General features: G+C 71.5%; 9 protein-coding genes and 1 pseudogene. 5 read left to right on the top strand and 5 right to left on the bottom strand.

What is annotated here, in order from left to right; all coding sequences use genetic code 11:
- Positions 1–184: 184 nt before the first annotated feature.
- The 4 genes from RLT57_RS28240 to RLT57_RS28225 form a co-directional block, all read right to left on the bottom strand.
- Positions 185–655 (bottom strand): RNA-binding S4 domain-containing protein, encoded by a 471-nt coding sequence (locus RLT57_RS28240; protein WP_311300070.1) that lies wholly within the window; start codon positions 653–655, stop codon positions 185–187.
- A gap of 369 nt (positions 656–1,024) precedes the next feature.
- Positions 1,025–2,272, bottom strand: a complete 1,248-nt coding sequence (locus tag RLT57_RS28235) for a phosphodiester glycosidase family protein (RefSeq protein WP_311300069.1) — start codon at positions 2,270–2,272, stop codon at positions 1,025–1,027.
- Between the two features lie 555 nt (positions 2,273–2,827).
- Positions 2,828–3,829 (bottom strand): beta-ketoacyl-ACP synthase III, encoded by a 1,002-nt coding sequence (locus RLT57_RS28230; protein WP_311300899.1) that lies wholly within the window; start codon positions 3,827–3,829, stop codon positions 2,828–2,830.
- A 183-nt stretch (positions 3,830–4,012) separates the two neighbouring features.
- On the bottom strand, positions 4,013–6,178 hold the full coding sequence (locus tag RLT57_RS28225; RefSeq protein WP_311300068.1) for an ATP-binding protein: 2,166 nt from the start codon (positions 6,176–6,178) through the stop codon (positions 4,013–4,015).
- Between the two features lie 687 nt (positions 6,179–6,865).
- Here RLT57_RS28225 and RLT57_RS28220 point away from each other — a divergent pair.
- From RLT57_RS28220 to RLT57_RS28205, 4 genes and pseudogenes are all read left to right on the top strand, one after another.
- Positions 6,866–8,236: an ABC transporter substrate-binding protein gene (locus tag RLT57_RS28220; protein ID WP_399129565.1), complete on the top strand. Its 1,371-nt coding sequence runs from the start codon at positions 6,866–6,868 to the stop codon at positions 8,234–8,236.
- Positions 8,236–9,249: a carbohydrate ABC transporter permease gene (locus tag RLT57_RS28215; protein ID WP_311300067.1), complete on the top strand. Its 1,014-nt coding sequence runs from the start codon at positions 8,236–8,238 to the stop codon at positions 9,247–9,249. The genes RLT57_RS28220 and RLT57_RS28215 overlap by 1 nt, the downstream gene beginning before the upstream one ends.
- Positions 9,246–10,166: a carbohydrate ABC transporter permease gene (locus RLT57_RS28210; RefSeq protein ID WP_311300066.1), complete on the top strand. Its 921-nt coding sequence runs from the start codon at positions 9,246–9,248 to the stop codon at positions 10,164–10,166. Before RLT57_RS28215 ends, RLT57_RS28210 begins: the two co-directional genes overlap by 4 nt.
- A 437-nt stretch (positions 10,167–10,603) precedes the next feature.
- A pseudogene (locus tag RLT57_RS28205) lies at positions 10,604–11,064 on the top strand (substrate-binding domain-containing protein); the annotation flags it as partial.
- A 139-nt stretch (positions 11,065–11,203) separates the two neighbouring features.
- Here RLT57_RS28205 and RLT57_RS28200 read toward each other — a convergent pair.
- Positions 11,204–13,585 carry a chitobiase/beta-hexosaminidase C-terminal domain-containing protein gene (locus RLT57_RS28200; protein WP_399129562.1) on the bottom strand — a complete coding sequence of 794 codons (2,382 nt, stop codon included), beginning with the start codon at positions 13,583–13,585 and terminating at the stop codon, positions 11,204–11,206.
- A gap of 305 nt (positions 13,586–13,890) precedes the next feature.
- Here RLT57_RS28200 and RLT57_RS28190 point away from each other — a divergent pair, with 305 nt between their 5' ends.
- Entirely contained in the window at positions 13,891–14,865 is a 975-nt protein-coding gene (locus tag RLT57_RS28190; protein ID WP_311300065.1) for an SDR family NAD(P)-dependent oxidoreductase, read from the top strand.
- The last annotated feature ends 60 nt before the right edge of the window (positions 14,866–14,925 follow it).

Below are 14,925 nucleotides of genomic sequence, written 5' to 3'. Positions count from 1 at the left end.
GGCGTGTTCCGGCGTGGCCGTGACGGAGCCGCGCCCGTCGAAACTAGCACTGCAAGTTTAAGAAGGCGAGGGAGCGGGTCCCCGCGGGGTGCGGGACGCTCGGCCGCGCCCGCCGGGTCCGGACAGCCCGGAACCAGGCCGCTCCGGGCCCGCGCGCGAAGGCCGCCGTCCGGCCCGGGGGGCGTCAGTCGCTCAGGCGCCGGGAGGGGCCCAGCAGCCGCAGGCGTTCCAGTTCGCGGCGGTCGCGCTTGGTGGGGCGGCCGGTGCCGCGGTCGCGGATGCCGAGGGCGAGTACCGCCTCGCGCGGCGGCGGGGGCGGGCTGTTGTCGACGTAGGACTCGGCGGCGACCGGGGCCCCGACCCGCTTGCCGAGCAGTTTGGAGACGACGACGACGCGCTCACGGCCGGCGTGGAAGAGGCGTACCTCGTCGCCGACCCGCACCGCCTGCGCGGGCTTGACCCGCTCGCCGTTGACCCTGACGTGGCCGGCCCGGCAGGCGGTGGCGGCCAGTGACCTGGTCTTGGTCAGCCGCGCGCACCAGATCCAGCTGTCCACCCGGACGCTGCCTCCGCTCGCCAGTACGTTCCCGGCGCCGCGCGGCGGACGCTCCCGCTCGGCGCCGTCCGGGCCCTGTCCCTCTTCCGCTCCCGCCATGTCCCCGAGGGTACGGCCTGCGGGGGGCCGCCCGGCAGACCGCCGAAGGAGTGGCGCGGGCCGCGACGCGGCCGGGCGGACGGGAGCGGCGACCACCGGCCGCCCCCGCGGGCCCCGCCCGGAAGGGTGTCCGCCCGGGGCTGCCCGCGCGCTGCCGGGCCGGCCCCCAGGGCGCCGACACGCCCGGCGCGTACCGCCGGCGACGTGCGGATTCGGCGCCGGGGTGCGCAGCACCCGGAAGGCGCCGGGCGCCGTACCGCCGGCGACGTGCGGGATCCGCCGTGGGGCGGCAGCCGCGGACAGCCCCGGGTGCCGGGCGGTGGCGGGCCGGCCGGCGTCGCCGTACCGGCCGCTGCCCCCGTCGCGGGTTCAGCGGCCGTAGACCGCGACGAAGTCACGGGTGGCCTGCGCGTAGTAGCGGTCCGGCGGGTCCTCGAAGTCGAGGATGTTGGTGGGCTTGGGATTGGCCGGGTCGGTTGTCCCGTCGTAGGACATGAAGGACGGCCAGGCCCTGTTCATGTCCAGCGGCATCGCGCGGACCGCCCCGGCGTGCTGCATGAGCCGGGCCAGGCTCTGCGCGGACAGCGCCTGGCCGACCACCATGACGATGTCGCCCCGGGCGGTGACGCCGACGCCGGACCTGGGTACGTACATCCGGCTCTGGTCGCTGACGCCCCACTTGGAGTCGTCGCCGATGTCCGGGACGACCTTGCCGTCGTCGACCATCAGCTCCAGGCACTGGCGGACGCCGACCACCTCCGGCGTCATGCCGGCGTCGCGGCCCCAGACGCCGATCTTGATGGAGCCGTCGCGGTAGAAGACCTCGGAGGCGGCGCCGTCGCGCAGCCGGCCCGCGGTCCTGCCGTCGAGGTAGAAGCCGCCCCGTGAGCCGCCGTCGGTGATCCGGAAGCCGCCGTTCCAGGTGGCGACCAGGCCGGTGCGCCGGCCCTCGGGGATGGTCGGGGGCACGTCGAAGGTCTCGCCGGGCTCGCGGAAGCCGGGGTGCAGCTGGAAGCGCGCGTAGGTGCCGCTGATCCAGGCGACGGCCGCCTCGTACGAGGTGTGGTCGGCGTCGGGGCGGACGTAGGTGCCCTGCACGATGGGTTCGCCGTGGGCGGCGGCGAGGGTGCGGTAGACGCCTTCGCCGGGCAGCGCCGGGCTGACCAGGGGCCGCATCGGGGCGTGCCGCGGAACCAGCGGCCGGGCGGCCACATGGGCGGGGGCCGGGCCGGTGGCCCTCATCCGGGCCAGCGCGTCGGCGGGCAGCCGGCCACCGACCCGGGGCGGGTCCACCCGGTACTGCCAGTCCTCCAACCGGTCGACCACGAAGCCGAGTTCGTGGTCGCGGGCCCATTCGGCGAGGCGGGCCGCGGTGCTGTCCCGGCCGGGGTAGGTCAGGGCCCGGCCGACGGACCAGCCGAGGGCGCCGGCGCAGAGCACGCAGACGCCGAGCGCGCCGCGGACGGTGAGCCTGCGGCGGCGCAGCTGGGCCGGGGTCAGATCCCGTCGGTGCTTCCAGGGCAGCAGTCTTCTGCGGCGGCGGGCGTGCGCGGGGCCGTCGGCCGGCTCCTCGGCCTCCGGGTCCGACTGCCGCTGCGCGATCCCGCCCTGGCTCATGGTGCTCCTTCCGACCGCCCGGGTGCTCCGGTCGTGCGGCGCGCGATCCCGGACCCTCGGCTCGTCGCATTTCCTGCTTGGCCGACTTTGTGAGCTTATGACCGGCTATCGGGCGCGTTAACCGCTTCGGGCCGCGGAAACACCCGGGTGACCGAGTAGGTCCGGCGCGGGCGCCCGCGGGGCGGGGCGGGTCCGGAGAGGGACATGGTGCCCTTGGGACCAACGCGTTTCGGCCATCGCGAGCGGGGGCGTCCGGCAGTGGCCGGCCGGTGGTGTGTACGGGCCCGGCCGGTTCACGGCAGGCCGAACGGCGTACCCCGGGTGGCCGGTTCTGGTCAGCGGCGGCACGGGCTCTGAAAGGATCACCAGCACCCGGCCGACCGGTGGAGCGAGCTCCCCGCCCGGCCGTCCCCGGCGGCGCCGGCCGCCCTGACAGGCCCGGCCGCCGGCGGAGACCCGGAACGGCGGGGCGATGACACGAAACGGCGGCGGGGTGCGGACCTCCGCCGTTTCGTGCCGTCCGGGACCGGGCACTTGGGCCTCGCCGGCCTCCCGCTACGGCAGGGTGGCGACGACCGCCGCGTAGGAGAGCCCGGCACCGTAGCCGAGCAGCAGCGCGGTACCGCCCGAGGGCGCGGCCCCGGCGGAAAGCACCGCCTCCATGGCGAGCGGGATGGACGCGCCCGAGGTGTTGCCGTTGGTGATGATGTCCTTGGCGACGGTCACCTCGTCCGGCAGCCCCATCGAGCGGGTCATGCTGTCGATGATCCGCTCGTTGGCCTGGTGGGGGATGAACGCGTCCAGCTGCTCGGGCCTGATCCCGGCCTCGTCCAGCGCCTGCCGGGCGACCTTGGCCATCTCGTACACCGCCCAGCGGAACACCCGCTGCCCGTCCTGCCGCAGCGCCGGGAACGGGTGCCCTGGGTCCTTCTTCAGCACGTCCCAGGGCGCGCTCTGGCTGATCACGTCGGCCTGCCCGCCGTCCGCGCCCCAGACGGCCGGGCCGATGCCCGGGGTCTCGGACGGGCCGACGACCACCGCGCCCGCGCCGTCGCCGAAGATGAACGCGGTGGAGCGGTCGGTCAGGTCGAGGATGTCGGTCATCCGCTCGACGCCGACCACCAGGACGTGCCCGCCGCGGGCGCGGACCGCGTCGGAGGCGAGCACCACGCCGTGCACGAAACCGGCGCAGCCCGCGGAGATGTCGAAGCCGGCCGCGCGGGTCGCGCCGATCCGGTGGGCGATCTCGGTGGCGACCGCCGGCGTCTGCATCAGATGGGTGAAGGTGGCCGCGATCACGCAGGTGATGTCGGCCGGGGTGAGACCGGCCGCCGCCACGGCCTTGTTCGCGGCCTGTTCCGCCATGGCGCCGAGCGTCTCGTCGGGGCCGGCCCAGCGGCGCGTTCTGATCCCGGTTCTGGACCGGATCCACTCGTCCGAGGAGTCGATGTACCGGCATACCTCGGCGTTGTCGACGATCCGCCGCGGGCGGTACGCGCCGACGCCGAGGATCCGGGTGTGCCGGGCGCCCTCGGGCACGGTGATCTCAGCAGTCATGGCAGCCATTCATGGAAACCTTTCAGACCGTCGCCGGCCGGCGGCCGGTTCGGGTCGGGCCTGGTGGCGGACTTGCCCCGCCGCGCCCGTCGTGGTGGGTGACCCGCCGGGGCGCGCGGACTTCCGCACTCAGGCATGATCTCGCCCCGGTGGTGGAAACGGGGGCGGCACCCCGTCGAAGGCTCAGTGAAGGCCGGGGGGCCCGGCCTTGAGGATCTCGGCCAGCGCCGCACGGCCGTCGCCCAGAGCGCCGCGGGTGTACGCGGCGGTGTACCCGGTGTCGCCGAGCGCGGCGCGGGCGGTCGCCTCGCACTGCTCGCGCAGGACGCGCAGTTCCGGCGCGCCGCGCTGCGGGTGCCCGACGCTGCGCCAGTACGCCTCGCCGGTGCCGTAGACGGACGCCGCCTGCTCCGCCCGGCCGTCGGCGGCCAGTGCGGCGGCCAGCAGGTCCAGGCCGAGCGCGATGCCGAAGGCGTCGCCGAGCATCCGCTTGCTCTCCAGCATGGTGCGGGCGTAGTCGACGGCTTCGGCGGGCTCGCCGGAGAGCAGGGCGACGATGGACAGCTGGTAGTCCAGATAGGAGCGGGTCCAGACCTCGCCGGTCCGTACGCAGTGCTCCCGCAGCGCCAGAGCGCGGGCCCGGCCTTCGGCGAGGGACCCGAGAGCGGTGAGCGAGAGCACCTCGACCAGGTCGCAGCGCAGCCGGTCCGGGGAGTCCAGGGCGAGGTCCGGCGCCTGCTTGAGCGCTTCCTGCACGGCGTCCAGAGCGGTCTGCGGGCGGCCCATGAGCATGCCCAGCAGCCCGGTCAGCGCGGCGGCGCCCAGCCGCTCCGCCAGGACGCCGTCCGCCTCGGCCGCGTCCCGGACCTCGGCGCTGAGCCGGGTGGCAAGGTCGTAGTCCCCCTGGAGGGTGACGGTGATACCGAGCCCGGTCAGGGCGCGGGTGCGGGCCGGTCCCGGCGCGGTGTGCGCGGCCAGGGCGCGGTCGAGATAGCCGCGGGCCTCCTTGATGTGGCCGCAGCAGGTCCAGAAGTAGACCAGCAGCCCAGCGAGTTCGGCGGCCTTGGCGGGGTCGCGGACCAGCCAGTGGTCGAGAGCGGTACGCAGGTCGGGGTGGGCGTCCTCGACCGCGCGGTAGCCGGGCAGCTGGCCGGTGCCCGCCCAGACGTCGTCGGCCCAGCGGGCGAGCCCGGCGAAGTACGTGGCGTGCCGGTCGGCGGTGGGGCCGGTCTCGCCGAGTTCGAGCAGCCACTCGTGGCCGTACTCGCGGATGGTGTCGAGCATGCGGTAGCGGTCGCCGGAGCCGGCCTTCCCGACCACGGACTGGGCGACCAGCCGTTCCAGGGTCGGTGCCACGTCCTCGGCGGCCAGCGGGCCGCCGGCGGTGACGGCCTGTGCCGCGGCCAGGTCGAAGGCGCCGCGGAAGACGCTGAGCCGGGCCCAGAGCAAACGTTCCAGCGGCGCGCACAGCTCGTGGCTCCAGCCGATGGCGGTCCGCAGTGTCTGGTGCCGCCGCGGCCAGACGAAACCGGAGCGGGCCAGCACCTCGAACCGGGAGCCGAGCCGGGCGGCCACCTCGGTGACGTCGGCCGGGCCGACCTGGGCGGCGGCCAGTTCGATGGCCAGCGGAATGCCCTCCAGCCGGCGGCAGATGGACTCGGCGGCCCCCGCGGCGCCGGGTCCGGCGAGCGCGGCCGGGCCGAGCCGCGCGGTGACCCGCGCGGTGAACAGGGCGCGCGCGTCCTCGCCGCCGGCCGACAGCGGCGCCACGTCGAAGACCTGCTCGCCGTGCGAGCCCAGCGGGCGCCTGCTGGTGGCCAGCACGGTCAGGCCGGGGGCGGCGGCGAGCAGCTCCGCCACCAGGTGGCCGCACTCGTCGGCCAGGTGCTCGCAGGAATCGAGGACGAGCAGCAGCCGCTTGTCGGCCAGCCATTCGCACAGCGCCTCCACCGGCATCCGCGGGGAGTGGTCGGCGAGGTCGACGGCGTCGCTGACGGTGGCGAGCAGCAGGTCGGGGCTGTCGAGGGTGGCGAGGTCGGCCCACCAGGTCCCGTCGGGAAAACGGGCCGCGACGAAAGGACGGTCCGCAGCGGCCCCGTCAAAGCCCGCGGCGGGGCCGGAACCCGCGGTCGGTTCAGAGTCCGCAGGGCGGCCGGCGGTGGGCGCGGCGCCGGACGCCGTCTCGAACCCGGCCCCGGCGGCCGCGCGTTGGGCGAGCCTGGTCTTGCCCACGCCGCCCGCGCCGGTCAGGGTGATCAGCCGGTGGGTGGCCAGCGCGGCGCCGAGCCGGGTGAGTTCCGGTCTGCGCCCCACGAAACTCGTTGTCTCCTGCGGAATGTTGCCCTTCATGGCGACAGCCTGACACCGACCGAGCACGTACGGAAACCGGGGTGGGTGATCACGGCCCGGCCGGCCGGGCGGCGGCGCCCGCCGGCCCTGTCCCGGTCCACCGGCCGCGCCGCGCCGCGCGGTTGGGAGGCCGCCGGGTCCAAGTCCCGGCTCCCCTATATAGCGGCAAGCCGCGCCACCGCCTTCCCCTCTGCTCCCGCGGCCATCGCCCGCTCCCCCGATCCCGTACGGCCCCGCGCCGGCCCCGTACCGACTCCACCGCGGCTGCGCCGACATACCGCCGCAAGCCCACCCGTTCCCGGGTGCTTTCCCTTGCGGTCCCACCGTCCCGGATGTGAGGGTCGTCGCAGCGCACGGACCTGCGGAGGACCGAAGACGGGGAGTCCGGCGCCGGGTCGGGCACCGTCGCCCGCCCACTTCGCTTCGGCGGAGGCGGCCACCGGGCAGCTCCGACCGGAAGCAAACATGTTCCAACACCGGTGGGACATCACGGTCCGACAACGCATCCGGATCAGAACGTTGACGCCCCTGTGCATGTGGCGTAGAACTACCCTGCAGTTGCGATGGCGTTTCTTCTTGGTGACTTCTGTTGGAAACGGACCGGCGCAAGAGCCGCTGAAACACTCCGCTCCGCCAACATTTTCGCCTTCTGTCCCTTGGATACGCCCACACACACATGGAGGCACCATGTCGGACGTCGAGTCGTCGGGCAGCAGCACCGGAACCGGCCTGCCCCCGACCCGCAGGAACCTGCTCAGGGGCGTGGCCGCCGGTGCCGGACTGGCCGTCGTCTCCGGAGGGCTGCTGACCGCCTGCGGCGGGTCGAGCTCGGACAACAACGACAACAGCACGAGCGCGTCGGGCGGATCCGCCTCCGTCGCGGGAGCGACGGTGACCTTCGGATCGAACTACTCCGACGCGGCCCCTAAGGCGGCGTTCGCCGCGCTCACCACGGCGGCCACGGCCTCCACCCGGGTGAAGGTCAAGATCAACACGGTCGACCACAACACCTTCCAGCAGAACATCACCAGCTATCTGCAGGGCACGCCGGACGACCTGTTCACCTGGTTCGCCGGCTACCGCATGCAGTACTTCGCCGCGCAGGGTCTGGCCCAGCCGATCGACGACGTGTGGGAGAAGATCGGCGGCAGTTTCAGCCCCGCCGCCAAGGCACTGTCCACCGGCGTGGACGGGCACCAGTACCTGGTCCCGATCTACAACTACCCGTGGGTCGTCTTCTACAACAAGAGCCAGTTCGCGGCCAAGGGCTACGCCGTCCCCACCACCTGGGACGACTACATCGCGCTGGCCAAGAAGATGAAGGCCGACGGGATCATCCCGATCGCCTTCGCCGACAAGGACGGCTGGCCGGGGCTGGGGACGTTCGACATCCTCAACATGCGGATCAACGGTTACGACTACCACAGCAAGCTGATGAAGCACGAGATCCCGTGGACCGACCAGGGCGTCCACACCGTCTTCCAGCACTGGGCGGAGCTGATGCCCTATTTGCAGAGCGGCGCGAACGGCCGGATCTGGCAGGACGCCTCCAAGGCGCTGGAGACCAAGCAGGCCGGCATGATGTTCCAGGGCACCAACCAGGTCGCCGCGCAGTACGTGTCGGACAAGGCGGACCTGGACGACCTGGACTTCTTCACCTTCCCCGCGATCAACCCGCAGTGGGGACAGGACTACATGGACGCCCCCACCGACGGCTTCATGCTCAGCAAGAAGGCCAGGAACACCGACGCCGCCAAGGCGCTGCTGGAGTACATCGGCACCGGGCCGGCCGAGTCGGAGTACCTCAGGTCCGACCAGTGGGACGTGGGACTGGTGAACGGCCTGCAGGTGCCGACGTACAACGCGATCCAGAAGAAGTCGGTCGAGGAGATCGGCAAGTGCAAGGCGGTCGCGCAGTTCATGGACCGCGACGCCGACCCGGCGATGGCCACCGCGATGATCTCGATCATCCAGAAGTTCATCGACGACCCGGGCACCGGAAGCATCGCGTCCCTGCAGAAGAGCGCGGAGGCCCAGGCGAAGGCGATCTATTCCTGATGAGTTCCGCCTCCCAGGTGCGCAACCCGGCGGCGGCGACGGCCGGGCCCGAAACAGGGGCCCCGGTCCGCCGCCGCCGCGGCGTGCGCACGATGAGCGCCCGAGACCGTGTCGTGGTGGCCCTGCTGCTCGGGATACCCCTGCTGCTGGACCTGGCCTTCGTCTGGTTCCCGGCCATCGGTACGGTGCTGCTGTCGTTCACCAAGTGGAACGGCGTCGGCGGCCTGCACACCACGACCTGCAAGCCGAACCTGCCGTCGATCCTCAACAACGGCTGCGTGTACGGCATCCAGAACTACCACCAGGCCGTCACCATCTACCCGGAGTTCTGGCCGGCCGTCCGGCACAACGTGATCTGGCTGGCCGTGTTCGTGCTGATCGCCACCCCGCTCGGCATGCTCTTCGCGGTGGTCATCGACCGCGGCATCAAGGGCAGCCGGATGTACCAGAGCATCCTGTTCCTGCCGGTGATGCTGTCGCTGGCGCTGGTCGGCATCATCTGGGAGTTCGTCTACTCGCAGGACTACGGCCTGATCAACACCGTCATCGGCCGCAACCACAACGGCGACTCCGTCGACTGGCTGGGCAATCCGCACCTCAACCTGTGGGCGGTGCTGCTGGAGGCCACCTGGCGGCAGGCCGGCTATGTCATGGTGCTGTACCTGGCCGGGCTCAAGGCGGTCGACCCGACGCTGCGGGAGGCCGCGCTGATGGACGGGGCCAACGCGTGGCAGACGTTCTGGCGGGTGGTCTTCCCGGTGATGCGGCCGATCAACATCGTCATCATGGTCGTCACCGTCATCGAGTCGCTGCGCGCCTTCGACCTGGTCTACATCACCAACAAGGGCATCAACGGCCTGGAACTGCTGTCGGTGCTGGTCACGTCGAACATCGTCGGCGAGACCCAACGGGTGGGCTTCGGCTCGGCGCTGGGCGTGGTGCTGCTGGTGATCTCGCTGGTGCCCATCTCGATCTTCCTGTACCAGACCTTCCGGCGAGAGGAATCGCAGTGAGCGCCGAAACCCTTCCCCGGCTGCGGGCCTCGGTCCCGGCCGGCGGCGGCCCAGCGCGGCGCCGCCGGCCGTGGGGCCAGGCCGCCTCGCAGCTGTTCCTGATCGTCTCCTGCGTGCTGTGGATCCTGCCGATCGCCTTCGCGCTGTACGTGGCGGTCCGGCCGTACTCCGACACCCGCAAGTACGGCTACGTCTCGATGCCGCACCACCTGACCTTCAGGAACTTCAGCGACGCCTGGACCCAGTCGGACATGGGGCACTTCTTCTGGAACTCGGTGCTGATCACGGTGCCCGCGGTGGTGATCGTGCTGGCGCTGGCGTCCGGGGTGGCGTTCGTCCTCACCCGGGTGAACCTCAGGGTCAACATCGCGCTGCTGATCCTCTTCACGGCCGGCAACCTGCTGCCGCAGCAGGTCATCATCACCCCGCTGTACCGGATCTACCTCAGGATCCCGCTGCCGACGTTCCTTGCCGGCAGCGGTCTGATGTACAACTCGATCATCGGTCTGATCGTCATCAACGTGACGTTCCAGCTGGGCTTTTGCGTCTTCGTGCTGAGCAACTACATGAAGTCGATCCCCGGTGAGATGTACGAGGCCGCGCTGGTGGACGGGGCGAGCCTGTGGACGCGGTTCTGGCGGCTGACCGTGCCGCTGTGCCGGCCGGCCCTGGCGGCGCTGGCCACGCTGCTGACCACGTGGATCTACAACGACTTCTTCTGGGCGATCACCTTGATGTCGTCGGGTGACAAGCGGCCGGTGACGTCCGCGCTGGCCAACCTCCAGGGGCAGTTCGTCAGCAACCAGAACATGATCGCGGCGGCGGCGATGATCGCGGCGGTGCCGACGCTCGTCGTGTACGTGCTGCTGCAGAAGCAGTTCATCGCGGGTCTGTCGCTGGGGTCGAGCAAGGGCTGATCCCGGGGTCCGAACCGGAACCGGGGCGCGGGGCGCCACCGGTTCCGGTCGTCGCGTCCCGGGCCGGTCCGGTCGCGGCGGGCGCCGCGGTTCCGCCGCGGCGCCCGCCTCCGACCCCGCGTTTGATCGGGTTTTGCCCTATTACCCGAAACCAACAGGTCATATGTTGACCTAGTGCGCATACTGCTGGTCTGAACTCGAATCTGAGAGCGCGTTCAATTGGCGCAGGGACCAGTTCGGTGACACAACGGACACTCCCGCATTCACTTGTTGACGCGGCGCACACCGGCCAAGTTGACTCGCCGTCACTTGGGCCCCGCGGTGGCGGCCCTGTCCAGGGAGGCGACGTTCTATGAACGCGATGACGCGTCGAGTAGTCGTGGGCACGGCCGTGGTGTCGCCGGCTTGCGCGATGGCCGCGTGCGGCAAGACCGGCCAACGGTGACGACGCCGACCCGAACGCGGCGGAGTTCAAGGCCGGCGCCCACTCCGTCCTCGACGGCAAGGTGGACATCGCCTACGAGCAGAGCGGCCTGTGGAAGGACAACGTCGCCAGCCAGAAGGTGACCGCGGCGATCACCCAGATCGGCGCGAAGAACATCGCCGCCGTCTACTCGGCCAACGACACCATGGCCGGCGGTATCGCCACCGCGCTCAAGGGCGCCGGCATCAACGTGCCGCGCTCACCGTCACCACTGTCACCACTGTCACCACTGTCACTACTGTCACTACTGTCACCACCGGATCCGGCCAGAGCGTGCCGTCGAAGCTGCTGACGGCGGCCTCGCTGACCCAGTCGAACGTGGCGGACATCGTCACCAAGTACCACTACTACACCGTCGCCCAGGTGTGCACCGCCGAGTTCGCCAAGGCCTGCGCGGCGGCCGGCCGCAAGTAGCCGGCCGGGCGGGGAGCCGCGGAAGCGGCGGGGCCGCCGGAGGCCGATCGGCCTCCGGCGGCCCGTTTCTGCCGTCTCTGCTGTCTCCTGCCGTCCCGCTGCCGGCGCCGGTCGGCTCACCGCGCCACGGGCCGTCCCGTTACGGGAAGTTGACCACGTTGCTCGGGGTGGTGTTGGCCGCGGTGACCGCACCGGTGTCGTTGATGACGTGGGTGATGGTGCCGACGCCGCCCAGCGACACCGTCAGGGTGTCGTGGAACTTCACGCCCGGGGTGTTCGGCACCTCGAACGCGTGGTAGTTGTTCACGGCCGGGTTGACGTTGAAGTAGCAGTAGCTGCCGAGTCCCCACGCCTCGTGGGTGGTGACGCCGGCACCCACCTTGTAGGCGGCGTAGCCGTTGACCGAGGCCGAGCTCTTCCAGGCGGCCTGGTTGGGCGGGTCGTACGGGTTCTCGTTCTGGAAGAAGATCGTCTTGCCGCCCTGGCCGTTCCACACCACCTCGTACTTCTGGTAGTGCTCGACGAACAGGCCGGTGGCCAGCACGTTGGCGCCGTTGACCGTCAGACCGGTGTCGGCGGTGTTGGTGGTCCAGCCGACCGTGCCCGCGTTGCCGTGGTCGGCACGCCAGGCCCAGACGTGGTCGATGATCGTGTTGCTGCTGTTGACGACCAGGCTGTTGGTGGCCTTGCCGGCGATCTCGCCGCCGATCCGGAAGAACACGTCCTGGATCGTGGTCGGGTTGGCCGCGTGGCTCGCGGTCGAGCCGGACGGGCCGACGGTCAGCAGCGCCGCCGAGTTGGTGGTGCCGGCGTCGAACAGCACACCCTTGACGCGCACGCCGTCCACGTCGGCGACCTGCATCGCGTTGACCCCGTTGTCCGGGACGAACGTCGCGTAGCCGATGCCGAGCACCACGGTGTTGGCCTTGGTGACGTTGAGCGTCTGGTTCAGGTGGTACACGCCCGGGGTGACGAACAGGTTGCAGCCCTGGGAGAGGGCGTTGTTGATCGTCGCCGCGGTGTCGCCGGCCTTGACCACGTAGAACTGGCTCATCGGCAGCGAGGAGCCGGGGGTGCTGCCGTTCGCCCAGCTCGGGCCGGAGGCGTTGGTCCGCAGCGAGGGCAGGAACACCCGGTACTTGCCCGTGGTGTCGACGTACAGGTACGGCACGTCGCGGGAGACCGGGGTGGTGGCCAGAGTCGTCTCCGGTGGGTTGGGGAAGGTGTTCGCCGGGGCGCCGTCCACGCCGGAGAAGACCATGTTCCACACGCCGCCGCTCCAGCTGCCGAAGCTGCTGTCCCGGGAGTACCACTGCTGCTGCGAGACGGTCGCCGCCTGGCCGCTGACCTTGGTGTCCGCGATGTAGCCGCCGCTGGCGTAGCCGTAGCTGGCCGGGTAGAGGGCGAGGCCGCCGTGCACGTCGATCCGGCGGAACGGGGCGGCCTGCGCCACCGCCCAGCGGTCGGTGCCGCCGGAGGGGTTGATGGCCAGGTTCTCCGCGCTGCGCCAGAAGTTCTGCGTGGCGTTGCCGGCGTCGGAGGCGTTGAAGGCGTCGACGGTGACGTCACCGTTGATGGTCACGTCGTCCGGGTTCTGGCCCAGGCCCGCCACCGAGGTGTAGAAGCCGACGTTGTCCTCGACGTTGTACGTGCCCGGCTTGTACAGATCCGCCACCCGGTTCTCGCTGAACTGGGCGGTGTTGGTGTCCTTCATCTGGTTGAACTGCGCGTCGAGCTGCGCCTGGATGGCGGCGTTGCCCATGGACGGGTCGAAGATGTGCACGTTCGGACCGAAGTCGGGGGTGTCGGACTGCGCGGGGCAGCCGGCCGACGGCGCGGTGATGGTGAAGGTCGCGCTGGCCACGGCGGAGTTGGTGGAGCCGGCCTTGGTGGCCAGCGCCTTAACCGTGGTGGTCGCGCTGACGGTGAGCGCGGCGCCGTAGGTGGGCGATGTCGCGGTCGGCGTCGAGCCGTCCAGGGTGTAGTGGATGGCCGCGCCAGCGGTGGCGTCGGCGATGGTGACGGTCTGCGCCGAGGTGAACGAGCCGCCGGCCGGACTGAAGGTGGGAGTGGCCACGGTTCCCGGCGGGGGCGCCGTGGTGGTGCCCCCGCCGCCGCCCTGGGTGTACGTGAAGTGCGGTGTGTCGTACTGCGGGCCGCTCTTCTCGTAGGTGAACCAGTACTCGAGCACCGCGCCGGTGGTCAGGGTGCTGACCGTCCAGGTCCAGGTGCCCGCGGTGTTGGTCATCCGCACGTTCTGCTGGTTCGTGCCGTTCACCAGGTAGTGCGCGTCGACGTAGGCGGCGGGGGTGGTCGGGACGAAGGTGATCTGTGCCTGCGTCGTGCTCACCTGGGTGACGCTCTGGGTGTAGTCGGACGCGTCCGCCGAGGCGGTGCCGACGGTCTGGGTCAGGCCCAGCAGTCCGACCAGGGCGAGCAGCAGCGCCCCGAGCAGTGCGATGGCCCGCTTCCGGGTCGGCCGATGGGGCCCGCTGCGGGCCTCGGAGATGGTGCGTCGCATCAGTGTGGGGTCCTTTCACCTGGATTCGTGAAGTGAACGCCAGGTAAGCGCGGAATTTGTGGGGGTGGTTCGCGCTCTGCACTATGCTTTCTGGGCAACAGTCCCGGTGTAGCCCTTTTATTCAATGAGTTGAAAACGCTCTCACTCTGCGGATCTGGGAATCCCGGATCCGTAAGGCAGTGTCAAGTCGTCGTGGCGAGCAGTCAAGAAGCTGGGCGGGATTCACGCCGCGAACCGCTGCGGCGCGGCGCGCCGCGCCCGGTGGGACTTGCCTTCGAGTGCGCTCCAGTTCGTAGCGTGCCGGTATGAGCTCACCTACGACCAAGCAGCACAGCATCGGCTCCGGGTTCGGGGCCCGCAGCACCGCGGCCGACGTCCTGGCCGGCGTCGACCTGACCGGCAGGCTGGTCCTGCTGACCGGCGGCTACTCCGGCATCGGCCTGGAGACCACCCGGGCGCTGACCGCGGCCGGCGCCCGGGTGGTGGTGCCGGCCCGCCGCCCGGAGACCGCCCGGCAGGCGCTGGCCGGGATCGACCGGGTGGAGGTGGACGAGCTGGACCTGGCCGACCAGGACTCGATCGCCGCCTTCGCCGACCGGTTCCTGGCCACCGGCCGGGACATCGACGTCACGATCAACTGCGCGGCGGTCATGGCCGCCCCGTACGCGACCGTCGGCCCCGGCTGGGAGTCCCAGTTCGGCATCAACCACCTGGGGCACTACGCGCTGGTGAACCGGCTGTGGCCGGCCATCGCCCGCGGCCGCGGCCGGGTGGTGGCCGTCTCCTCCGGCGGCCACCGCCGCTCCCCCGTCCGCTGGGACGACATCGACTTCGCCGGCGGCTACGACAAGTGGGCGGCGTACGGGCAGGCCAAGACCGCCAACGCGCTGTTCGCCCGGCACCTGGACACCCTGGCCGAGGGCTTCGGGGTACGGGCCTTCTCGGTGCACCCCGGCGGCATCCTCACCCCGCTGCAGCGGCACCTGTCCCGGCAGGAGATGGTCGACCTCGGCTGGATCGACGCCGACGGCAACCTGCTGAACGCCGGCTTCAAGTCCCCCGAGCAGGGCGCCGCCACCCAGGTGTGGGCCGCCACCTCGCCGCGGCTGGCGGGCCTGGGCGGGGTGTACTGCGAGGACTGCGATATCGCCGAGCCCATCGCGGACTCCGACACCACGACGATGAGCGGGGTGCGCTCCTGGGCGACCGATCCCGAGCAGGCCGCCCGGCTGTGGGCGCTGTCCGCGGAGCGGACCGGGCTCGACGCCTTCGCCTCCTGACCCGCGCCCGGCCCCGCGGCGGCGGGCCGGCCCGCCGCCGCGGGGCCGCCGCCACCCCGG

This window comes from Streptomyces sp. ITFR-21 (genome assembly GCF_031844685.1).
Classification (GTDB): domain Bacteria; phylum Actinomycetota; class Actinomycetes; order Streptomycetales; family Streptomycetaceae; genus Actinacidiphila.
This window is presented reverse-complemented; position numbering and strand designations above follow the sequence as displayed.

What these genes read in the sequence shown, in the direction of transcription:
- RLT57_RS28240 (WP_311300070.1), bottom strand. Translation starts at nt 655, where the DNA reads ATGGCGGGAGCGGAAGAGGGACAGGGCCCGGACGGCGCCGAGCGGGAG.
- RLT57_RS28235 (WP_311300069.1), bottom strand. Translation starts at nt 2,272, where the DNA reads ATGAGCCAGGGCGGGATCGCGCAGCGGCAGTCGGACCCGGAGGCCGAG.
- RLT57_RS28230 (WP_311300899.1), bottom strand. Translation starts at nt 3,829, where the DNA reads ATGACTGCTGAGATCACCGTGCCCGAGGGCGCCCGGCACACCCGGATC.
- RLT57_RS28225 (WP_311300068.1), bottom strand. Translation starts at nt 6,178, where the DNA reads ATGAAGGGCAACATTCCGCAGGAGACAACGAGTTTCGTGGGGCGCAGA.
- RLT57_RS28220 (WP_399129565.1), top strand. Translation starts at nt 6,866, where the DNA reads ATGTCGGACGTCGAGTCGTCGGGCAGCAGCACCGGAACCGGCCTGCCC.
- RLT57_RS28215 (WP_311300067.1), top strand. Translation starts at nt 8,236, where the DNA reads ATGAGTTCCGCCTCCCAGGTGCGCAACCCGGCGGCGGCGACGGCCGGG.
- RLT57_RS28200 (WP_399129562.1), bottom strand. Translation starts at nt 13,585, where the DNA reads ATGCGACGCACCATCTCCGAGGCCCGCAGCGGGCCCCATCGGCCGACC.
- RLT57_RS28190 (WP_311300065.1), top strand. Translation starts at nt 13,891, where the DNA reads ATGAGCTCACCTACGACCAAGCAGCACAGCATCGGCTCCGGGTTCGGG.